A 23,460-nucleotide genomic window follows, 5' to 3' on the forward strand; every position below is an offset into this window, starting at 1 on the left:
TGATAGTCGTCCCTTCCAATTCAATTACAAAACATCATCGTCCTCCATTCGACGCCGCACTTCCGCCACCGCATGGTGCAAGCGTGACCGCACCGTCCCCACCGGAATGCCCAACGCCGCCGCCGTCTCCGCATAAGACAGCCCGTAAGAAAATCGCATCTCCAGCACCTCCCGCTGCAACGGCTCCATCGCCGCCATCGTCTCCCGCGCCGCCACCACCCGATCATCCTCCACCGGCGCCGCCATCTCCTTCACTTCACTTATCACCCGCAGCCCCCTGTCCTTCCCTCCCTGCCGCCACGCCGCCACACTCATGCGCCTCGCAATTCCAAACAAATACCCCCGCGGACACTCCACCTTCCTCTCCGACCCCGATCCCGACCCTGCTTCCATGCCCTTCGCCATCTGCAAAAACGTCTCCTGCACCAAATCCTCCACCGCCTCCCGCCCCTCATGCCGGTGCGCAAAATAACGCTTCAGATCCTCAGCACTGTCTCTGAAGAGCTGCTCCAACGTCGGCAATGATCCAGTCGTAGTCGTTTCCACCTCCACGTTATCGTTTTTGAATCGAATGGTCGCACAGCTGCGCACCCACTCCCATCCTTAACGTGGTGATTCCCCGCCAAAAGGTTCACAAAATAAAAAAATAACAAAAGCAATCAGAGATCGTTCAGCATGACAGCAGCGCGTTGCCCTTGAGGATTGGGCCGCTGGCGTGGCCCATGCATCGGGGCCTGAGGCGCGTAGAGGCCATGCGGCCCGAGCCTGTATGCGACGAACGAGCCTGCGAGTGAAGGAGCCTGCGAGTGAAGGAGCCTATCTCTGTGGAGGGAGGTAAGTTGATACAACGTCAAGTAGAGTAACACGGCTGGTGGCCAGCGAGCGGGTCAGCGGCGGGGGCAACCGAGACGACTGGCAGGAGCCGAGATAGACAGCCAAAGGCTGCCCGTAGGGCGAGACGAGCGTGAGGCGCGAGCGAGTCAACCGCTTTGCTCTACACAGCGTTGCATCCATCTTACCGAGCGGAGGGCGCGGAGCCGTGAGGCGCGCCGAACGCTATGGTCTTGGCCGATTGCGTCTGTGAGTGCGAACCTTGTGCAAAGCGAAAGCATTCACGAACGGCGTTTGAGCGTAAACCCTGCGGCTAACAGCAGCAATATTCCGCCAGCAATCCAAGGCCATATGCTGTCTGCTTTTTCCTCCACCGCTTGCTTTGTAACTGCGGGGACAACCAATGTTGGCTTTGCCGATGATTGCGGAGGACTGATTGTATTATTCTTGTGTGACGGAGCTTCGGGTTGTGGATTTTCCTTGGAAGCAGGTGCATCTCGTAGTGCGCTTTCACGCAGATCGATCAAGTCAGGTTGTTTCCAAATGCCCGCGTTGGGTAATTCCATGTTGTTCTGAACGAACAACGTCCTAATGTCCTCTTCGTTTTCCCATGTCAACGTGATTTTGCCGCTCGCATCCCACACCACGTATCGACCGCTTTCAGTCCTGCGATCTTCGGTGATCTGGTTCTTGGTGATCATCAGCACTTGTTCTGTTCCACGCTTCGGCCCCCTGTTTCCAAACAACTCAATGCGCGCGGCTGGATCAGATCTAGCTTCGCTCTTCATCATCTCAAGATTCAAATGCTTGCCTAAGTCGTGGATACTGACTGATTTAAGATTGCCTCCATCTTTCCGAATTCGCATTAAGGCCCATTGCACGTCTGCGCTGATACGAAATGCTGGGGTGGACTCTGTCACCTCAATAGCGACAACATTACACGACCCGCAAAAGAAGTATGCGAGGAGCAAGAACAAGCTTGGCAGGCACGGTGTATGTAATGTAGACATAATTAAGGCCATCGTGGTTGCTTTCTGAAACGGAGTATTGTCTCTGATGAAAAATCGTGGTCGTTGTCCGGTTTCTCTTTCATTAAGCCTGTGGATTCAGGATGGCCCGGCACCCTTCCAAGACCATGCCCCAACTCATGGGCGGCTATAGCATCCAATCGCTCCTGATAGGCTTCTGGACTGTTTTCAATTCGCAGTTTGACGAATTCACGAATCGATTCCAGGAAGACAATTGACCAACCTGAAGGCGCTGTTGCACCTTCTCGAAGCCCAGCCCCATTTGGATCATCTGATTTGCTTGGCGTAGGCTGATAAGCATGTATCAAATAAACGCACCAAAACGCATCGGAGTCAAACCCTGTCGAATCCCAGGAGGCAAGCAAATCCCAAGACCTGAAGATCGGCGGCAACTCTGTGAAAGGGGTCAGTCCGCGCATTGAAAGGGGTCTGAAAGGGGTCAGTCCGCGCATTGCAACATTTGGTTGAGCTTTTCATATTTTTTGCGACCTGATTTCGAGTCTAGCACACGCCTCACCATCCGCGCCAGCCCTCTCTCATTCCCCATAACAAGCTGGTTGCTAATCCAACCATTCCCAACTGTCGTGTTCTGCTTCAACCAACTCGCCAGCAACACCTTGTCTTCTTGCCCGCATCCAAGCGCCTTCAGCGCCTCCCTCTCCTTTGGGAGTTCCAAAAACCCCATGCCGCGCATCAACTTGACCTCTGCTTCCTTCCTTTCATGCAATCGAACCGCCTCGCCAGTTACACTTCCTTTCGCAACGCGCCCCACCAATGCCTTAGCCTTGTCCACTAACTGATCGCGAAACGCCTCGTTGCCCATATACCAACCCCGATACAGCATCAACTCACTCGACTCCGTCTTCAAAGCCTCACGATTCTTCGCCCTCTCCTCTAGCGACTTCACATACGCCAGCCTGCCACGTCGACTGCCAGACAACGCAAAAGCATCCAGCACCCGCTGCCGTTCCAGCCATTCTGGACATTGGTTGCGGCGATAGTGAGGCAAACTGCTCCATTCATAACTCAACAACTCCTTCTTTGAGGTTCCTCCCACCAATCCCGCTCTCACCGGATTGAGATGAATGTAATCCGCCACCACCTGGAAAAACTCTCCATCACCTTCGTCCCCATTGACCACCACTGCCTTGTAGCGCCCCTGAAACACATGCCCTCGCCTGCGCCTTCGCCGATTCCAGCTCTGGCTGAACTCACCCAACAACCCCTTCATCCCGATCACCAAATTGGGTTCAGGCGTTTCAAGCAGCACATGAAAATGGTTCGACAAAAGCACCCACGCATGCACCCGCCAGCCGCAACGCGCACAAGACTTGGAGAGTAATTTGAGGAAACTCAAAGCATCGTCCCTTTCCTCAAACACCGCTTTGCCTCCATCTCCCCTCGCCATCACATGATAGAGCGCCCCAGCAAATTCAATTCGCAACGGTCTGGACATTCCTCAGGATGCCTGATGTTCTGAAACAAGCAACAACCAATGTTGCAATGCGCGGACTGACCCCTTCCCGAGACCCCGACCCCTTCCCGAGACCCCGACCCCTTCCCGAGACCCCGACCCCTTCCCGAGACCCCGACCCCTTCCCGAGACCCCTTCCCGACGGACTGACCCCTTCCCGAGTCTGCGAGTGAAGGAGCCACCCCATGTGGAGGGAGCTAAGTTGATGCAACGTCAAGTAGAGTAACACGGCTGGCGGGCCGGGAGCGGGTCAGCGGCGGGGGCAACCGAGGCGACTGGCAGGAGCCGAGATAGACAGCCAAAGGCTGCCCGTAGGGCGAGACGAGCGTGAGGCGCGAGTGAGTCAACCGCTTTGCTCTACACAGCATTGTATCCATCTTACCGATAGGAGGGCGCGGAGCCGTGAGGCTCGCCGAACGCTATGGTCTTGGGGGTGGTCGACGTCGGGCGCGGAGCTTGAGTGCGAACCATGCAGCGAGCATCAGCGCAATGATTCCAGCCACAACCATCAACTCAACGGGAATGCCTCTATCTCTACTTTGAGGGTAACTAGATAACGTTGGTCGTAACAAGGAAGTTGATTGAGAGTCATGAACGACGGGTTGGTCAGTTTGACTTTCATGATCGGATGATGGCAGGCCAGCCGAAGAGGGTTGTTTTGGCTGCATAATACGTCGAACAAAGGGCAGAGGATCCCGTTTGAGAACACCTTTTAACCATTCAATGTTTCCTTCGACATTTTGAAGCGCGGCAATTCTTTCCGTTGCTTGAGGTAAAGGCGATTCGTCATATCTTTGTCTCAACTTTTCGATAAGACGCTTGTCACTGGCGGTTCCGTGAATCAGCAAATATTCTGCTGAAGCTCCGATTTCTAAGGTATCTAAAGGAGCAGGTGGCTTGTCGTTTGGCACATTGTCAATCAGCCAGTTCACGCGTTTTCGAACCAAAGGCAGCAGTTCCTCTGTTCGACGAGGATCACGAATGAGGAGCATAAGCATTTCCCCTTTTTCTTTGCTGTCCTCGGTGACGGCAAAATGTCGAAAGTCAGGGTCAGTTTTAGGAATCGATTTCATACGGAGTGAAAAGCGTTCTACACCGGCCATCTGTTGGTAGAATATCAAAAGCGCTCGACTCATGGTGTCTTCACCAATTTCGTCGATACGGCTCCATTCATCGAGTGCCTCACGCATTTCTCGCTCACTGCCATCAGTGCCGTCACGCAATGGACTTGCCCGTTGCCAGAGCTTCGCAGCTTCCACCAAAATCTGAGGGGGTATATCTTGCTCTGCCAAAACGGAAGCCGGATGTAGCAACACCACGCAAGCGTATAAAATAGATATGTTTGTTCGAAAAGCATTCATGGCCGCATTTAATTGGAGGGCTGCTGCTGGGTGTAAGACGAGACATCCAGGACCGAGCTAATCTGCTCTCGAAGCAATCTCCTTCCAGATTTTCCTGCGTTTTGGGGTTCAAGTCCCCATCTGGTAAACCCATCCCTCATCAAATTATTCTGCGGAGGATCGATGATTGCACCATCCGAAGAAAGATATTTGTGCTCCAGTCCATGAACGTGTCCGCATTCATGAGCAGCAGTGTAAAGCTTGAGATTGGGTGTGTTGGTTAACCTCATCAATGTGTAGAGGGACATCAATACATAGCCTTCATGGGTTCCAGACTGCTTTTGTCCAACGGCGTCGCCGTCCGCGCCAGAAAGAGATGCATTCACATACACAAGCACTATATTTGCATCTGTTTTCTTCGAGACAACATTTTGATCAGACAAAATGGTGTTGCGATCCGTGCCTGGACCCGTGCCAGCAATATTGACAACATAGTCACTTAGAATGGCATGGATGTCCGCTTTATTGGCTGCATCTATGGTAATCACGCCGCCGTCCGTGTGACGCACTTCCACACCATACGGCCTGTAAGCTTGTTTCATCCAGTTGGCCTGACTGTTCATTTTGGTCTGTGCTGGGCCAATTTCAAGATCGTCTCCCGGCACATCAAGAATGACAGATGTAACTTCAAAAAAGTGAGTTTGTTTCTTGATAGGAACCTTGATCTTGCTTGTGCCCAATGCATCAGACTCGATCACCAGGGTTCCTCCTGCCTGCCCTTTGTGAGTGCGGTCATTTTTATGATTATCTGCACCGCCCGGTGTTCCGGCAATGGCATCGTCATCTTGGGTATCGCTGACCACAACAAACGGTAAAGATTCAAAGACGCCGGATTGAGGGGTTGTTTCCTGCATTTCCACTTCAGTTGGATCATCGTTGAAATCAGCATCCCCTCCTTCAGTGGACACCTTAATGGTCAAACCAGATTCCCCTTTTTTATGGGGTAAGGGAATGCGCACCACAATACGATCGGCATCTTTGTCAGGGAAGTTGGTGAGTTTGATGGAGCCGTCACCTGTTTGATCATTATCCAACCAGCGGCAGGGGCGGATTTGACTTGTTTGTTCCAAATTTCCCTGTGCCTCACCATCCTTCGGCTGCATTACCTCCACCGGGAGGAGGACCAAGGCCTGGGATTTGAGCATGCCTGCAAACGGGGCGGGGGCTTTGATTTCGGTGGGCTGGCTCTGGGCCATAAATTCCTTCAAGGGCTTCACCCATTTATACTCAATGGTCTGCGGGCCGCTTTGATCATGGGGTTCGGTCACGTCAACTAATGCCACCAAATATCGTGACTGCCAGGCGTCCTTCGCGGTTTCATCCAGCATGCCGCCCCATTCGCTGGTCCAGATCACCCTGACCTTGCCATGCTGCGCGGTGCCAAAGTAGCCTGTCATGGTTTGTTCGCCTCCAGGTCCTGTATATTGGATTTCACGCTCTTCCAAATGGTTTTTTGCCACGGCTACAGGTCCTCCGTTCCATTTGATGGGAACGCTTTTGATGAAAAAGTCTCCGTTCGTCAGGGTTTCGAGCTTGGGACTGAGGTTGACGCTTTCACCTTGATGCTGTTCGCTTTGGGACTGGACGGGATAGCTCAACAGATTGCCATACCATCCCGGGGTCGGAGAAGTGTAGGTGTGCGTGGGCGGATTATTTTGTTCGGGAACGGCCTCAATGATGTATTCCTCCATCGCTGGTTCGCCGGGTTCTGGGTTTTCGACCGGGCCGCCTCCCGTGTAGGCGCTTTGCCAGGTGGTGACGGGGCCCAACGCATACTTCGTGGGCTCCGGGTTGCGATTGAGATTTTGATAGGTGGCTTCGTCGATGGCTTCCTGTTGGGTGTTGACCGGGGCGTTGAACGAATCGGTGGTGATGAGGATTTTGTGGGTTTGAATGAACCTACCGTCGAGTTCGCGCTGGGCTTCCACGCTGGTTTTGATGATGTGATAGGCTGGTTGCGGGGTGCTGTTGGCTGTGACCCACGCAGCGGAATCGCCTGTGAGACCGGGGTGCTCGATGACGTCCCCCACAGGTTCCGGGAAGGGTGCGTCATTCGCTCCCTGTTGTTTGTATTGATATTTTTGAATGTAGCCGGTGAAGGTGCTTGGGGTTGATGGCGCAGGTGACGCAACGGGACGCCGACGCTTTCGGGAGTTCCTGGAGAGTAACTGCCTCCTGCGGAACTGATGGAGTCGCCTTTCCATCCGCTATACTGAACGATAAAGGGAGTGAGGCGTGTGGCGTTGTCGAGATCTTCCTCGGTGGGTTGAGGACCATTGTTATTGCCGTTTCCACTGCCACCTCCTGAGTTCCCGCCGCCTGTCCCGGAGTTACCGCTGCCGGTGCCGCCTCGGAGATGGATGCCGCTAAGTTCGAGGTTGATTCTCGGCGGGGTGATCGGGGTGACGGTAGTTGGCTTGGAGTTGATGTCGGTGGGGTTGCTTCCAGCCTGCACTTCGGTGCCATCATTGATGCCGTCACCATCGGTATCGGCAATCTTCGGATGGGTGCCAAGCAGGTATTCGCGCAGGTTGCTCAACCCATCCCGGTCAAAATCTCCCAAGACGGCAAGTTCATAAGCCTGCCATTCGGATTCGGTGCTTTCGTTTCTTCCTTCGGTGGGTTCGGTGGCGACCACGAAGCCCGTCGCCGGCCCGGCATCGCGAGAATCACGCGGATCGAATTGGTGCCGGTGCTCCCATTCATTGCTCATGCCATCGTTGTCTTGATCCACCGGATGGGTGGGACCGTTGGGAACAGTATGACCATCGTTGACAAAGGCGGCGTAGCCCTCGGGAATACCGTCGCCGTCCCAATCGGCTTGCTCGCCATGAGAGGGCGGTGTTGAGATGGGTTGGCCGTCAAGGTAGCCATAGTAGCCAGAGGTGCCGATGGCACGTTGCCATGCCGCATACTGGCCGTCGGTGATGCCTGTGAACCGGCTGTAAGGATTGCCGGGATCCAGATTCTGTTCGATTTCTTCGTAATTGAAGAGGCCGTCCTGATCGTAGTCTTCGACCGCGTCGGCAAATCGATTTTTGTTGAAGCTGCCGGGGTAGATGGAGCTCCAGTAGTCTTCCTGAGCATCTGTCATGCGGTCGAGGTCGGTATCATATTGGCCACGGTAGGCAATGAGGCTCCAGCCTTGCTCGTAAGCGGTGCGATTGTTGATGCGATCACCGTCGAGGTCGCCGCCGCCATCGGCGGGGTTGGTGTAGTCCATAGGTTCTCCATTGGCAGCATACCATTGTTCAATGCGGTCGGGGATGCCGTCGAGGTCGGTGTCGGTGGCGTCAACCATTTGGTAGTCGAGGTAGACGCCGCTAAGGCTTTTGGGATTGGTGGGACTTATGGTAGGGTGGGTAAGTTTGTAGATCATGACTTCCTCGTAGTCAGTGAGGTCGTCGTTGTCGGTGTCGATGGCGTAGGGATCGGTGCCAAGTCCTTGGACGGAGCCGAAGCCGATTTCCTGGAGGTCGGTAAGGCCGTCGCTGTCGCTGTCGGCGTTGTTCCAGGGGTCGGTTGGATAGGCGTCGTTGGAATCGATGATGCCGTCGCCATCGGTGTCAGGTTCAGTGCTGTCGTTGATGCCATTGTAGTTCCAGTCGTCCCACAACGATGAGTCATACGGGTGGGAGTCGGCGATATCTTCGTAGGCATCGCCATCGGAATTTTAAGTATTGGTTTCTTGATCATCATTGACCCCGTTGTAGTTCCAGTCGTTCCACAAAAGATTGTCACCAACATGACTGTCGAATGAGTCGGGGACACCATCGCCATCAAGGTCCCATTGATCCCACAGCGATGAGTCCCAAGGGTGCGAGTCGTAAGAGTCGTCGTAACCATCGCCATCGGAATCGTAAGTGTAGTTTTCTTGATCGTCGTTGACGCCGTTGTTGTTCCAGTCATTCCAAAGGGAACTGTCATCGGGATGACTGTCCGAGCCATTTTGATAGCCGTCGAGATCATTGTCGTGCATCGAGTATTCGTTTGACGCATCCGTGGCATCACTCACTCCATTGCGATTCCAGTCATCCCAAAGACTCGCATTGATTGGGTCGCTGTCGTCCTGATTGTGCGCCCCATCGTTGTCGGCATCGTAGTAGCTCGAAAACCAAAACATCTGAGCGATGAGGTCGATGTAGTTGACCGTATAACATTGATAAAATTCGTCGTGATCCGAAAATCCATTGTTATTGCTGTCCCATTGCCAGGGGTTGGTCTGGGAAAGGTCGCGTTCGTCGCGGTCGGTCAATCCATCGCCATCTGAGTCGATGGAGTAGGGGTCGGAACCGAAGGTTACTTCTTCGGCGTTGGTGAGTTGGTCGCCGTCGCTGTCGATTGCCCACCAGTTGTCATTGGGGTCAGTGGGGTTGTCGTGTTCTTCCGGATCCCCATCCCCGTTAGAGTCGTGTTGGTAGGAATTGACGACGGGGAGGGGCTGCAAGGTCCAGAAGAAAGTGCAAAGGAGTTGCAGGGCAGCGACCCAGCGGGAGCGGAAGTGAATCAGGAATTGGTTATCTTTTTGAGGGAGTGATACCTGATTCATGAAGAAAAAAAGGTTAATCCATATCGGGGATTTCCGCGATGAAATCAGATTTGGATTGGAGTGTCGAGAATATTTGCTAGCGAGAGAAAGTTTTCTAAGGAACGTAAAGATCATTCGAATTAAACCATCGTGTTTCATTTTCGCCCGTGCAATATGCCTCGGGGACCCCCGCTAAATTATTTACCGGAGGAAAAAGTTACCGCGCGCGATGCCGGATGCTTTAGCAATGTCTGCCCGCCGCTTTAAAATGAACGGAAATTCCTTTGGGGGACCGCTTCCAAGGGACGACCATCTGTCATTCACGACAATGCTGTAAAATCACAACCCCGTCAAAAACGGATTTCCCACCCGCTCATCCCCCACCGTCGTTTCCCCACCATGCCCCGGCAACACCCGCGTCTCATCCGGTAGCGTCAGCACCTTGGTTTTTATCCCCTCCATCAACAGCGCGGAACTTCCGTTCGGAAAATCTGTCCGCCCGACCCCGCCCTCAAACAGCACATCGCCCCCAAACCAAAGCCCCAGCTCCCCCTGGTAAAACGTCACGCTGTCCAGCGAATGCCCAGGCACATGCGCCAGCTTCCACTTCAATCCCGCCACCTCGATCTCATCACGTCCCTCCAAAATCTCGTCCACTTCAAAGGCCGCCACCTCAAACCGCGTCCCGCTCACAAACCCCATCAAGAACTCCAGCGTCAGTTCCCGCGAGAACTCCGCAAACGAATACACTTTGGCCCCAAACTCTTTCTGCACCGCCGCCGCATCCTGGCAATGATCAAAATGCTGATGCGTCAGCAGCAACGCCTCCACCGACATCACCCCGCTTTTCTTCACCCACGCCGCAAATCCTTCCGGTGCATCCACCACAAAGTTCCCCTGCGATGACTCTACCAGATAACCATTTGTCTGCGCAATCCCACCCGTAAAACACGAAATATGAACCATATAGCTCGCATAGAGTCGGAAAGCGTTGGACAATTCAATACGAAAAAGCGACAATTCCGTCGTTTTTCTCACTCGTTGCAACGTATCTTCACTATCAAACCTGCCGAGCATATGCGCAAAGCCCCATCGCTTCTTCCCGTGGCGGCCATTCTGGCCCTTTTAAGCGCAACCCCTTCTCCCGCTCCTGCCGAGACCAATTATGGCTCCATCGCCATGAACGTGGCCCGCATGTTGGAAGGTCACCACTACTCGCAGCAGTCCTTTGACTCCAGCATGTCCCAGCGGGTCCTTGATGGCTACCTCAACCTGCTCGATTTCAATCGCATCTACTTCACCCAGGAAGACGTCGACAAGTTCAAGGCCAACTACGCCGAGACCCTCCACAACTACATCGTCACCAGCAACAGCATCGATCCCGCGTTCGAGATCTACGACATCTACCGCGAGCGCGTTCAGGAACGCATCGACTTCGTCGCCAAAACGCTGAAGGAAACCAAGTTCGACTACGCCAGCACCGATGTCGTCACCATCAAACGTGACAAACTTCCCTGGCCTGCCAACAAAGCCGAAGCCGACAAACTCTGGCTGAACCTCATCGAGGCGGACCTCCTTTCCGAGCGCCTTTCCGACATCACCAAGGAAGAAGCCCGCGTCAAAAAAGCCGAGGAGAAAAAAGCCAAAGCTGAAAAAGACCTCGCCGAAGGCAAAAAAGCCGACGAAAAACCCGCCAAGGAAGCCAAAGAGGCCACTCCCGAAAAAGAGGAAACTCCTGCAGAACGCGTCGCCAAACGCTACGAGCGTCTCATTGAGCAAATCGACGAGAACGAAAAAGAGGACATCGCCAACTTCTTCCTCTCCTGCATCGCCAACGCCTACGATCCTCACACCGAATACATGAGCCCTCAGGAAACGGACAACTTCCGGATCCAGATGAACCATTCCCTCGTCGGCATCGGTGCCCTCCTCCAGTCCAGCGAAGACAACCTCGCCGAAATCCACGGCATCGTCGTCGGTGGCCCTGCTGACAAACAAGGCGAGCTCAAACTGAAAGACAAAATCCTTGCCGTCGCCCAGGGCGAAAAAGGCGAATACGTCGACATCAAATACATGAAGCTCAACAAAATCGTTGAGATGATCCGCGGCAAAGACGGCACCGTCGTCCGCCTCAAGGTCATCTCCGCCGATGAGCCCGACATCAACAAGGAAATCGCCATCATCCGTGGCGAAGTCGAACTCAAAGAAAAACTCGCCAACGCCGAACTCATCGTCACCCCTCCCCTCAACGGTCGCACCAAAAAACTCGGCTGGATCCACCTGTCCTCCTTCTACGCCGACATGGAAGGCGGCACCGTCAGCTGCTCCGCCGACGTCGAACGTCTCCTGCGCCGTCTGATGGCCGAAAAAATTGAAGGCCTCATCATCGACCTTCGTGGCGATGGCGGTGGTTCCCTTGAAGAAGCCATCAAACTCACCGGCCTCTTCATTCCCAAAGGTCCCGTCGTCCAGTCCAAAGACTACCGCGGCAACATCCAGTGGCGCGACAGCGAAAACGATCGCCCCGTCTATGAAGGTCCCCTCCTCGTCCTTACCGACAAAGCCAGCGCCTCCGCCAGTGAAATTTTCGCCGCCGCCCTCCAGGACTACCGCCGCGCCGTCATCGTCGGTGAAAAATCCTCCTTCGGCAAAGGCACCGTGCAGACCATCATCCCCGTCGATCGTTTCATGAACAGTGGCCTCGGCATGTTCAGCCTCAACAAACCCCGCGCCGGACACCTCAAGGTCACCATTCAAAAATTCTACCGCATCGCCGGTGGTTCCACCCAGCTTCGCGGTGTCGTTCCCGACATCATCATCCCCAGCCTTCGCGACGTCATGGAAATCGGTGAAGACGCCCTCCCCCACGCCCTTCCTTACGACACCATCCCACCCCGCACCTTCACCTACGCCACCAAAGTTCCCCTTCCCTTCAAGGAACTGGAAACACGGGTGAAATCGCGCCTCACCGTCAATCCTGAGTTCCAATACATCACCGAAGACACCCTTCGCCTGAAGGAACGCATCGACAAAAACAGTGTCAGCCTCAACGAAAAAGAGCGCCTTAGCGAAATCCGCGAAAACAAAGCGCGCATCGAGACTCGCAAAGAGGCCCGCAAAGAACGCGTGCAGAAACTCGCCGATGCCAAAACCGAGCCCTTCACCAACTTCCGCTTGAACCTCGACAACGTCGACGCCCCCGGCCTTACCGAAGAATCCAAATTCTCCGAGGAGGACACCACCGGCATGCGTCTCGCCGCCAAAGAGGATGAGGAGGACGAAGACATCGCCGCCGATGACAAAAAGCTCCTTCCCTTCGGCATTGAACCTTTCAAACTTGAATCCCTCTACATCCTTTCCGACCTCATCGACCTCGACGGCAACAGCCCCAAAACCGCCAATACCAGCGAAATCAAAAAGCCCGCAGGTTCTTGAATTCTTGAGCAATTACTGCGACCCACTTGCAAAACAGGCCACCCAAAAGGTGGCCTGTTTTTTTTATCGTTGCCGCGGCCATTGACTGAACACGAGAAAAATCTCGCCTTCTATTTAAAAACTTGTGGATAAAAATTAACGAAATTGGTATTTTTGCGGTTGCGTCATTTTTAGAAGAACCTTTGGGCACCTGAAGGTCAATCTCTCAATCGTCGCAAAAAGTCGTCCTCGCTGTCACCCCAAGTGACACGGGGATTTTCTTTCGAAAACCCACCTTCCGCACCCTGCGACCACTCTTCCCTAATTCATGATCATGCTCTCACTTCCCCCCCTGGCGCCAAAATCCGAGATTGATCTTCCACTGAAGCATTCGCGCAACATAGCCACCAAAACACTGCTCGCCTGGATGGCCCGCATTTCGGTCATGGGTGCCGTTCTTGGAGTAGTGAGCAATTCCCGGGCTGCCGACATTGACTGGGACGGCGGAGCAGGGGATTTTCTCTGGTCCTCATCTGCCAACTGGCTTCCCGACGGTCTCCCCGCCACCGGTGACGCCCTTCAATTCACCACTCCTTCCGCCGCGTTCATTCATCTGGATGGCAATCGCCTTGGGGCTTATTCCGGTCTCGAATTCAGTGGTGGCGGCACCATCAATTTCGGTGTTGCAGGTGCTCCCAATCTTCTGAGCCTCAACCCAGTAACCGCTCCCAACATCACCATCGCCAGCGGCACCACAGTCAATCTCAATGCCTTTGTCACCGGACCGCTCAGCTTCAGTGGCGGTGGAACCGTCGTTCTCGACAACTACTTTGCTCCCAACGGCAACATCACCGCAGACGGCGCGGGGACCACAATTAAAGTTTTTTCCCACTCCGTTCTTGCCCATAGCTCAGGCGGTCTCGCCGGCACCCGCGGTGATATCCCCACTCTCGGACCCATCGCCGGTGCGACGGAAACCCTCACCCTCACCAACGGAGCCAGGCTCCAGTTTGTTGGCTACGGCATGAATCCTGACGCCAACAGCAAAAATATCATCATCGGCGAAGGCGGCGGCATTCTTGATGTGCGCAACGGTTCCATCCAGTTTGACGACGCCAACCAGGTCAGCGGTGCTGGCCTCGTAACCAAAGCAGGGATTGGCCGCCTCCTCATGTTTGGAAATGCCACCACCAACTTCAACCTTTCTGGCGGCTCTTTGGTGCAGGAGGGTTTTCTGGAACTGAATTCCGCCTCCAATGCCTTCCCGGCCACCGCTTCCCACACCGTGAGCGGCGGCGTCCTCGGTCTCGCCCACACCACCACGGTGTTCAGCATGTCGTTCAATACCATCACCCTGAACAGCGGCGGCAGCCTTGGCGTCGGCAGCGCCAGCCACCGCTTTGGCTCCACCACCGCAGCCTCCACCATGATCCTCAACGGCGGCAACTTGCTTGGAGCCGACTACATCGACGGTCGCACCAGCCGCAACGTCATCATCAACAGCCATCTGCAGGGCTCCGGCACCATCCAGGTGATGGGCGGACTCGGCAGTGGCAGCGGCAATCCCAACCTCGGCAATCATCGCATCATCTTTCAGCGCGCCGACAGCACCAACACCACATTCAACGGTCGATTTGTGCTCAACAACTCCGCCGGCATTGAAAACAACACCTCCAATGACTCCGGACCCGGCACCGGCAACGCCCTCGGCAATGCCACCATCGAATTTAAAGGCACCAATACTGCCCTCGACCTCCGCGACAACGGCACTGGCAACAATCAAACCATCGGAGGCTACACCGGCGTCAACCTCGAACTCACCTCCACCCAAAAAGGCGGCACCGCCAGCCTTGCTGTCACCCGCGGATCCGGCAGCAACGCCGGCAACACCATCGAGCTCGGCGACCTCACCATCGGCAGCCAATACTTCGACATCAACGCCCAGAACAGCTACCGCGCCGCCTTCACCGGAGACGTTCTCATCACTGGCAACGCCACCATTGCCACGCGCTACAACGGCAGCCTCACCAACAACGGTTCCATCCAGTTCAACAGCGCCATCAACGAAGACATCGCCGACCGTTCCCTCTCCAAAGTTGGCCCCGTCAACAGCCAGATGAACGCCCTCAACAGCATCAATGTCACCAACCTCAACCTCGTCCAGGGCATCCTCAGCCTGCGCGGCCCCTCCGGAGCCATCGGCCTCGGCCTGGGCGGCACCGGCACCGTCAATACTTCCATCAACGGCAGTCTTGTTCTCGACGACAACGCTGAGGGCACCGCCACCGGCAATCGCCTCAACGCCGACCTCGACGTCAACATGCGCGGCGGCACCCTCTCACTCCTCTCCGGCGCAGGCGGAAGCAACCAGTCCGTCGAAAATCTCAACCTCGCCGCCGGTTACAACACCTTCAACGCCACCGCCAACAGCAGTGCCGCTGTCCTCCAGCTCGGCAACGCCACCACCTGGACCCGTGCCACCAACGCGGTCGTCAACTTCACCGGCACCAACCTCGGCACCGCCGGCAACAACGGTCGCATCCTCATCGGTGGACAGGCCGACTCCGCCTTCCTCGGCGGCTGGGCCGTGGTCAGCCCCACCGCCACCACCCTCGAGTTCGCCAAATACGACGCCACCGGCGGCCTCGGCGTCAGCGCCTTCACCGCCTACACTTCAGGAGTGGCAGCCATCGATTACGTTTCCGGCAACCACATCAAAAAAACCGACAACGTCACCACCACCCTCGGTGCCACCTCCGTCAATTCCCTCAATCTCCAGCTGACCACCGCCATGGCTGCCACCACCGACACCATCAAGCTCGGAGGAGCCGCCAATCTTCTGCGAATCGAAAGCGGCGGACTCATCTCCAGCACCCAACCCGCCTTCATCGACCATTTCACCCCCGGCGTCGATAAGGGCCAAATCACCGCAGGGGCTGCTAACGACGACGCTGCCAGCCTCTACATCACCAACACCGCCAACCTCAGCATCGGCGCACGCCTCGTCAACAACGGCACCGGCGCACTCACCGTCGTGAAATCCGGCAGCGGCACCCTTTTCCTCACCAACACCAACGCCCTCGCCACCAACAACAACTTCACCGGCGGCCTCATCATCAACGCGGGACTTGTTCACGTCTACGCCAACTCCACCACCGCCATCGACGCTCTCTCCAGCAACATCACCCTGGCTGGCGGCGCTCTTGGGGTAAACACGAACAACCAGAACGGCAACATGACCAGCGCTCGCACCATCACGGTTGCTGCCAGTGGAAGCTCCCTGCTGCTTGACAACAACACCTCCGCCGCCCACGCCGACCCAGGTGCCAACACCGATAAAAACGTCACTTTTGCCGCCCTTAACTTCACCGCCCCAGCCTCCGGCGAAGGTGCCCCCACCCTCAACTTCGGCGGGTTCAGCAGTAACGACGCCATTTTCCAAACCGTCGACATCAGCAACGCCCCCACCATCAACATGGTCACCACCGACAGCAACTCGTGGATGCGCTTCAACAACCTGACTGGCAGTGGCGGCTTCACCCTCACCCAAACCGGCACCACCTATAACACCAGCACTGCCGAACACATCATCCTCGGAACCGGTGCCGCCGACACCACCGCCAACACCTACACCGGCGACATTGTCCTTCGCGGTGGCCGACTCCTCCTCAACAAAGGTCTTAACACCACCGCCATCACCGGCGATGTGATCATCAACGGCGGCACCCTCTCCTGGGCAGGCACCAATCGTGGCAACCAGTTCGCCGCCGGCAGCAAAGTCTACCTCATCGCAGGCAACCTCGGTCAGGCCGATGAAGGCACCACCAACGGCTTCACCAACGACTACGACGGCTACGTCTCTGAACTGATCATGACCGGCGGCCAGCTCAACAGCGGTCGCGTCAGCATGACCATCGACAAGGCCACCATCTCCGGCGGACTCATCGACGTCCAGGGCATCTCCAACCTTGGTGCCATCCTCACTCTCAACAACACCGAACTCCTCCAGGGTGCCCCCGCCATCAGCGTCAAAGGCGACGCCCTCACCGACCTCACCACCCTTGTTCTTGGCGGCGACTACTTCAAAACCACCGGCCAAAACATCAACCTCCTTTCCGCTCCTGCCACCTTCTCCGCCGGGGCCGAAGTTAGGCTCCTTACCGACATCACCGTCGCCACCTCCCCCTTCATGGCCAACAGTTACAGCTCCGGCATCAACGTCGCCGCCGGTCGCGAACTCGCCGCCATCGCCCGCGTCGACCTCGACGGTGCCACCCGCGATTTCAATATCGCCGACGCCGCCTACTACACCATCCAGCCCAACATCATCAATGGCGGCATCTCCAAGTCGGGTCTTGGCACCATGGTGCTCAGCTCCTTCCTCAACCAAAACACGTTTGACGGAGCTGTGGCTGTCAATGCCGGTGTCCTGGTGATCCGCAACAACAGCAGCCTCGGCAGCACCGTCGGAGCCACCACCATTGCCGCCGGAGCCACCCTCGAAGCCGAATCCGGCCTCGTCAGCGCTGAAAACATCACCCTCTCCGGCTTCGGAGCCGCCGACAAAAATGCCGCACTCCTCTCTTACCGCAGCGCCAACATTTTTACCGGTAACGTCGCCATCAGTGGTGACACCGCCCTCTCTACCTACGCCAGCAGCATTGCCTTCGACAGCAGCGCCCGCCCAGGCACCCTGGTCCCCATCTTCTCCCGCTCCGAACTGCGCTTCACCCAGGCTCTCACCGGCACCGGCAACCTCCTCGTTCGCGGTGACGGCCACCTTTACCTCGACGGCGGCCTCGGCAACACCGGCAGCCTCCTTAAAGATGGCGGTGGCTACGTTTACCTCAGCGGCCCCAGCACCTACACCGGCATCACCGACATCGGCGCTGGCGTCCTGCGCACCTCCACCACCCTCGGCACCACGGCCCAGGGCACCCGCGTCCTCGGGGGAGCTTCCCTCCAGCTCACCGGCAACACCAATCTCGGCAACGAATCCCTCGAACTGCACGGCATTGGCCACACCAGCCAGCGCGGATCTCTCGTCAACCTCTCCGGAAACAACACCGCCAGTGGCGTCATCAACCTCGTCACCGACACCCAAAATCCCCTCGCCGCCATCCACTCCATCGACGGACTCATGACCCTCACCGGCGGCGTCATCAGCGCCACCAATGCCAACCTCGCCGTGTCCGGACCCGGCAACGGCAGCATCGCTGGCGGCATTGCCACCGGCACCGGCACCCTTACCAAACGCGGCTCCGGCAAATGGACCCTCTCCGGCCCCACCGCCAGCACCTTCACCGGAGCCACCACCATCGAAGGCGGCACCCTCGAAGTCGACACCGCCTCCAGTCAGCTCTCCGACACCGCCGCCCTCAACCTCAACGGCGGCAATCTCGCCCTCACCGGCAGCGGCACCGAAACCGTCAACGGCCTCAACCTCAACGCCGGTGGAGCCGAAATCGCCCTCGGCAGCGCCACCCTCAACATCGGCACCCTCTCCCGCAGCGCCGGAGCCACCGTCAACTTCACCACCGCGGGCAACCTCCCCACCACCGCCACCAACACCAACGGCATCCTCGGAGCCTACGCCACGGTTGGCGGACGGGACTGGGCCAGCGTCAATGGCACCACCGTCACCGCCCTCGCCACTTACACCACCCTTTACGAAGACACCAACCTCGCCAACGGCACCCTCGCTCCCACCCCCACCCTCACCACCGCCGACAATCTCCTTGTCGACCGCACCCAGCAAAACGTCACCACCACCGCCGTCAATGCCAACAGCCTAAAAATCACCACCGGTCTCGGCCTCGCCCAAAAAGCCCTCGGCATCACCCTCGGCAGCGGCGGCGTCCTCTACGATGGCACCCCCGGCTCCACCTTCGGCATCGCCGGAGCCACTGCCAGCCTCAACGCCGGCAGCAACGAACTCGTCTTCCAAATCCACGAAGGCACCCTTGATGCCAACATCATCCTTGCAGGCACCGGCGGCCTTACCAAAAACGGCACCGGCACCCTCATCCTCAACGCCGGCAACACCTTTACCGGCGACATCAACATCAACAACGGCACCCTCGCCATCCAGGGCGCTACCGGAGATCCCACCGCGCTCGGTGCCATTGGGGCACGCACCGTCAACATCAACGGAGGAACCTTCTCCGTTGCCACCGGACTCTACGACCCCGCCGTCACCACCAAATCCTTCGTCATCGGCACCGACGGCGGCACCATCCACGTTGGAGGCGGCGACCAAATTCATACCTCCACCACCATCATCAGCCAGATGATCCTCAACGACCCCGGCCAGTTCTCCGGCACCGGCACCCTCACCAAAACCGGCGACGGACGCCTCAACCTCAACAACACCTACGACTTCACCGGCGACATCAACGTCCAGGACGGTATTCTTATCGCCGGTGCCACCGCCATCGGCGGACGCCAGCCCGGCCAGACCATCACCGTCGGTAAAGGAGCCACCCTCGCCCTCGCCGCCACCGAATTCGACGGCACGCTCAACTTCAACGACGGTTCCACCTACATCGCCAATGGCAACGGCATCACCACCGCCTTCAACGGCCTCGTCAACCTCAACGGCACCGTCCACACCTACCTCCAAAACATCGGCAGCTTTGTAAACGGAGCCAACCTCGCCTTCAACAACCGTGTCACCCTCGGCTCAGCCTCCACCTGGAACATCTACGGTCGCGACGGCGGCACCGTTGGAGCCTCCGGCAACGCCCTCTACCTCAACAGCCCCAACGACATCTCCGGCACCATCCGCATCAACGCCAATGCTCTTGTGGTCGCCTCCAACGCCGGCTCTCTCGGCAACGCCACCAATCGTGCCACCGTCGAACTCGCCGGTCCGAATGCCCGACTCATGCTGCGCGAAAACAGCACTGCCGACTTCAATTTCAACCTCAATGTCAATGCCAACTCCGTCTTGGAATTGCGCAACGCCGGAGCCAACGCCGGCCACTATTTCAGCATCAACAACCTCAATGTTGCCGACAAGGCCATCTTTACCCTCAACGGAGGCAACAACGAACAGCTCCAAGTCGCAGGCACCGCCAACTTCGCCGGCAGCGCCATCTTGAACCTCAGCACTGCCAGCATCAACGCGGTCTTCCGTGAAGTGACGGGCGGCAGCAACATCAGCAAACTGGGCGCCGGCAGCCTCTTTCTCACCGGCGCCACCGGCTGGAGCAACACCTATACCCAATACTTCGGCAACACCCAGCTCTTGCAAGCTGGCACCCTGAACGGCATCGACTCCCTCGTCATCAAAGGCGGCCGCTTCTCCATCGACAATTCACAAGGCAGCTTCAACATCAACCGCCTCTCCGACACCCTCGCCGTCACCATGTGGGGCGGCGATTTGATCAGCAGCGGCACTGAAGCCGTCGGAACCCTCACCGCCCGTGGCAGCCTCGACATCCGCCAGCTCTACGCCAGCGCCACCCTCGGCTCCAATGGCCCCACCGCCAGTGTCCTCAGCTTCTCCAACTCCATCACCGCCGCCCGTCAACTGGGTGCCACCATCGACTTCCGCGCTGAAAGCGGCGGCACCCTCGGTGGCACTGGCGTGAGCCCTCGCATTGTCTTCAACGGTCAGGCCACCACCACCTTCCTAGGCGGCGGCATCGTCAACGGCAACGACTGGGCCCAATACAACGCCGCTGTCGATGGCGGTTTCCAACGCGGTGTATTGTCCCAAGGCACCTATGCCAGCAATGGCGCTGAAACCGGCTGGCTATCCACCCAAAACATCAACCTCACCACCATCAGCCCCACCCTCACCGGCTCCCGCACCATTCAAAGCCTCCGCTTCGACACCGGCACCGCCCGCACCCTCACCCTCGGCTCCAACAACCTCACGATCACCAGCGGCGGCATCATGGTTACCACCGCAAACGGCACCCACACCATCGGAGCCAACATCACCGACACCGGCGTCCTCACCGCAGGCATCGCCAGCGACGGCATTGCTGATGAACTCTTCGTCCATCTGGTCAACGGCGGCGGTGCCCTCGTCATCAATGCCCTCATCGCCGACAACGGCACCGATCCGCTCAGCTTCGTCAAGGCCAGTGGCGGCAACGTGACCCTCAACAACCCCAACAACAGCTTCAGCGGTGGACTCTACCTCAACGAAGGTGGCATCACCCACACCAACCTCACCACCGGCCTCGGCGCAGCCAACAGCACCATCTTCCTCCAGGGTGGCACCCTTGCCCTTCGCCACGACAACGGCGGCACCAGCACCGGCACCCTCAGCTACAACCACAACATCAACACCCGCGCCAACAGCACCCTCAGCCTCGACCGCGCCACCGGCACCAGCAGCATCACCGCCAACACCATGGTGTTCCAAAAACTCACCATCGACGACGCCACCCTCACGGTCCGCAACAACATCAACACTGGCACCGCTGCCTCCAACTACAACGCCCGCTTCACCCAGGGTGCCACCTTCAGCGGCCTCGCCATCCTCGACATCGCCCGCAACGGCACTGCTGGCAACCAGGCCGCCGCCACCATCGTCGGCGAAACCAGCGGCACCGGCACCCTCATCAAAAACAACGCCGGAGCACTCGAATTCGGCACCGCCGACCTCCTCGACAGCATCGCCAACACCTGGAACGGCGACCTCATCGTCAACGCCGGCGACATCCGTCTGCAAAAAACCGCCGGCACCCAGGCCATCGGTGGAAACATCATCATGAACGGCGGCATTCTCACCTCCTTCGCCTCTAATCAGATTGCCGATACCGCCAGCATCACCATGAACAACGGCACCTTCAATCTTCGCGGCAACGCCGAGACCTTCGCCTCCCTCACCGTCAATGGTGGCCTTTTCCGCACCAACACCGGCGGCACGGCGGTGGCAACCACCAGCATCACCACCATCACCGGCGACGTCAACGTCAACAACGTCACCCAAAACGACAGCCTGCTCATCGACAACCTCACCGTCCTCGACATTCTCGGCACCCTCTATCTCAACACCACCTTCAGCCGCGTCGAAACCGCAGCCACCGGCCATCTCATCGTCGGCGGACTCGACATGACCGGCAGTGGAGTCCGTGTCGCCAACGGCTCCGGTGTCTCCAACTTCACCCTCAACGGCAACATTACCACCCGTGCCAGCGAACAGTCCGCCATCATCAACGGCGACAACGATTCCGACTCCTTCTTCAACCTCAGCCCCGGAACCACCAACATCAACCGCACCTTCGACGTCGCAGACGGTGGTGCCGAAGATGACTTCATCATCAACGTCACCATGCGCAACGCCATCAGCGGCGGCACCGGCAGCGGATTCACCAAAACAGGCGCAGGCTCCATGGTTTTTGTCGGCACCCGTGCCAACCTCTTCACCGGAGTCGTCAACGTCAACGAAGGACGCCTCGACCTCCGTAAAGACGCCAGTCTCAACACCATCAGCGGCTCCGCCCTCAACATCGCCAGCGGTGCCACCGTCCGCCAGCTGAACAACCAGCAAATTCTCGACGCCGCCACCCTCACCGTCAACGGCACCTACGACCTCGATTACGGCAATGCCAGCGAAACCGTCGGCGCCATCAGCGGCACGAATTCCAGCGCCAGAATCCTCCTCGGTCCTGGCAGCGCCCTCACGACCAACTTTGACTCCACCGCAGGCGTCGTCACCTACGCCGGTCAAATTCTCGGCACCGGTGCCAGCAACGCCACCACCACCACCGGCGGCATCATCAAGGGCGGTGTCGGCTCCTGGAACCTTACCGGCAACAGCGAATTCGCCGGCAACGCCATCGTCAACGCGGGCGAACTCTCCATGATGGGCGTCATGAAAGGCAATACCACCTACGTCAAAACCAGCGCCACCCTTTCCGGTGCCGGAACGCTTGCCAACGTCATCCTGGAAGCGGGCTCCACCCTCAAACCCGGTGCCATTGCCGACACCGCAGATACCAGCATCGCCACCCTCACCATCGCCGGTGACTTCTCTGCTGCCGCCAGCTCCATCACCCGCATGCAGCTCCAAAGCGCCACCACCAACAGCGACTTCGGCGGATTCACCTTCGACACCCCCGACTACATCAACTTCATCACCACCGCCGCCAACACCAACCTTGCCTGGCAGGACATCACCACCGGCAGCATGGACCACCTCAACATCACCGGCACCCTTGGCGACAACGGCGACATCACCCTCGCCAGCGGAGCCCAGTTCACCTTCAACGCCATCGGCTACACCGGAATCTCCGGCGATGTCTTCAAACTCATCGACTGGACCGGCTCGGCTGACAATGCCGCCTGGCTGGCCAACAACGGAACCTTCATCCGCGGAGGCGGCGACATCGGCGATCTCGATCTCCCCACCCTCACCGAAGGCCTCATGTGGGACACCCGACTATTCTCCAGCCATGGCACCCTCATCGTCGTCGGCGAGGCCGTCCCGGAACCTGGCCGCGCTGCTCTCATTCTCCTCGCCTGTGCCACCCTCCTGTTCCGCCGCCGACGGTAATCGATAGCTATGCGGTAACTGTTGGCTTGGCTGCACCTTCACGTCAGCCCTGACTGGCTGCATCCCACCTGTAGATTTCCTGAGCGATCTCTCCTCCTCGCAAGATTGAGATCGATGGGGATGTTCAGCGCATGCTTAGCGCGTCCAGATTAATCCTTAATCAAAGTTAATGGTATAATTACCAAAGGCATCTTTTCACAGAAATAAAAACTTTGCCTTGAAAAAAACCTTCTGGTTCGCTTGTATGGCCCTCTCTCCAAGGTTCATTC

The 23,460-nt window shown here is 57.5% G+C and carries 11 protein-coding genes; 2 read left to right on the forward strand and 9 right to left on the reverse strand.

Annotated elements, in window-relative coordinates:
• Window positions 1-24: 24 nt before the first annotated feature.
• The 9 genes from FEM03_RS03935 to FEM03_RS03975 all read right to left on the reverse strand — a co-directional run bounded on the left by FEM03_RS03935 (window position 25) and on the right by FEM03_RS03975 (window position 10,260).
• Entirely contained in the window at window positions 25-546 is a 522-nt protein-coding gene (locus FEM03_RS03935; RefSeq protein WP_166442608.1) for an RNA polymerase sigma factor, read from the reverse strand.
• Window positions 547-1,112: 566 nt separating this feature from the next.
• Window positions 1,113-1,751: a hypothetical protein gene (locus FEM03_RS03940; RefSeq protein ID WP_138084890.1), complete on the reverse strand. Its 639-nt coding sequence runs from the start codon at window positions 1,749-1,751 to the stop codon at window positions 1,113-1,115.
• A 92-nt stretch (window positions 1,752-1,843) separates the two neighbouring features.
• Complete coding sequence (locus FEM03_RS03945) at window positions 1,844-2,278, reverse strand: hypothetical protein (RefSeq protein ID WP_138084891.1); 435 nt, start codon at window positions 2,276-2,278, stop codon at window positions 1,844-1,846.
• 20 nt (window positions 2,279-2,298) lie between these two features.
• A complete protein-coding gene (locus FEM03_RS03950; RefSeq protein WP_138084892.1) occupies window positions 2,299-3,315 on the reverse strand; it encodes a transposase in 1,017 nt (338 codons plus the stop codon).
• Window positions 3,316-3,752: 437 nt separating this feature from the next.
• The gene (locus FEM03_RS03955; protein ID WP_138084893.1) at window positions 3,753-4,694 is read right to left on the reverse strand and encodes a hypothetical protein; all 942 of its coding nucleotides are present in this window, start codon (window positions 4,692-4,694) and stop codon (window positions 3,753-3,755) included.
• An 8-nt stretch (window positions 4,695-4,702) separates the two neighbouring features.
• Window positions 4,703-6,424, reverse strand: a complete 1,722-nt coding sequence (locus FEM03_RS03960) for a hypothetical protein (RefSeq protein ID WP_138084894.1) — start codon at window positions 6,422-6,424, stop codon at window positions 4,703-4,705.
• Window positions 6,328-8,349 carry a hypothetical protein gene (locus FEM03_RS03965; protein ID WP_138084895.1) on the reverse strand — a complete coding sequence of 674 codons (2,022 nt, stop codon included), beginning with the start codon at window positions 8,347-8,349 and terminating at the stop codon, window positions 6,328-6,330. The genes FEM03_RS03960 and FEM03_RS03965 overlap by 97 nt, the downstream gene beginning before the upstream one ends.
• Before the next feature lie 57 nt (window positions 8,350-8,406).
• Window positions 8,407-9,282, reverse strand: a complete 876-nt coding sequence (locus tag FEM03_RS03970) for a hypothetical protein (RefSeq protein WP_138084896.1) — start codon at window positions 9,280-9,282, stop codon at window positions 8,407-8,409.
• Between the two features lie 318 nt (window positions 9,283-9,600).
• Window positions 9,601-10,260, reverse strand: coding sequence for an MBL fold metallo-hydrolase (locus FEM03_RS03975; protein ID WP_206170862.1), 660 nt, complete (start codon window positions 10,258-10,260; stop codon window positions 9,601-9,603).
• Window positions 10,261-10,338: 78 nt separating this feature from the next.
• On the opposite strand from FEM03_RS03975, the gene FEM03_RS03980 reads away from it, so the two are divergent.
• Window positions 10,339-12,696, forward strand: coding sequence for a carboxy terminal-processing peptidase (locus FEM03_RS03980; protein ID WP_206170863.1), 2,358 nt, complete (start codon window positions 10,339-10,341; stop codon window positions 12,694-12,696).
• Between the two features lie 313 nt (window positions 12,697-13,009).
• Entirely contained in the window at window positions 13,010-23,191 is a 10,182-nt protein-coding gene (locus FEM03_RS25510; RefSeq protein WP_166442611.1) for a beta strand repeat-containing protein, read from the forward strand.
• Window positions 23,192-23,460: the final 269 nt, after the last annotated feature.

The sequence above is a fragment of the Phragmitibacter flavus genome, from assembly GCF_005780165.1.
GTDB lineage: Bacteria > Verrucomicrobiota > Verrucomicrobiia > Verrucomicrobiales > Verrucomicrobiaceae > Phragmitibacter > Phragmitibacter flavus.

Coding starts and splice junctions, on each gene's coding strand:
- FEM03_RS03945 (WP_138084891.1), bottom strand. CDS start 2,278: ATGCGCGGACTGACCCCTTTCACAGAGTTGCCGCCGATCTTCAGGTCT.
- FEM03_RS03950 (WP_138084892.1), bottom strand. CDS start 3,315: ATGTCCAGACCGTTGCGAATTGAATTTGCTGGGGCGCTCTATCATGTG.
- FEM03_RS03955 (WP_138084893.1), bottom strand. CDS start 4,694: ATGAATGCTTTTCGAACAAACATATCTATTTTATACGCTTGCGTGGTG.
- FEM03_RS03960 (WP_138084894.1), bottom strand. CDS start 6,424: ATGGAGGAATACATCATTGAGGCCGTTCCCGAACAAAATAATCCGCCC.
- FEM03_RS03970 (WP_138084896.1), bottom strand. CDS start 9,282: ATGAATCAGGTATCACTCCCTCAAAAAGATAACCAATTCCTGATTCAC.
- FEM03_RS03980 (WP_206170863.1), top strand. CDS start 10,339: ATGCGCAAAGCCCCATCGCTTCTTCCCGTGGCGGCCATTCTGGCCCTT.
- FEM03_RS25510 (WP_166442611.1), top strand. CDS start 13,010: ATGCTCTCACTTCCCCCCCTGGCGCCAAAATCCGAGATTGATCTTCCA.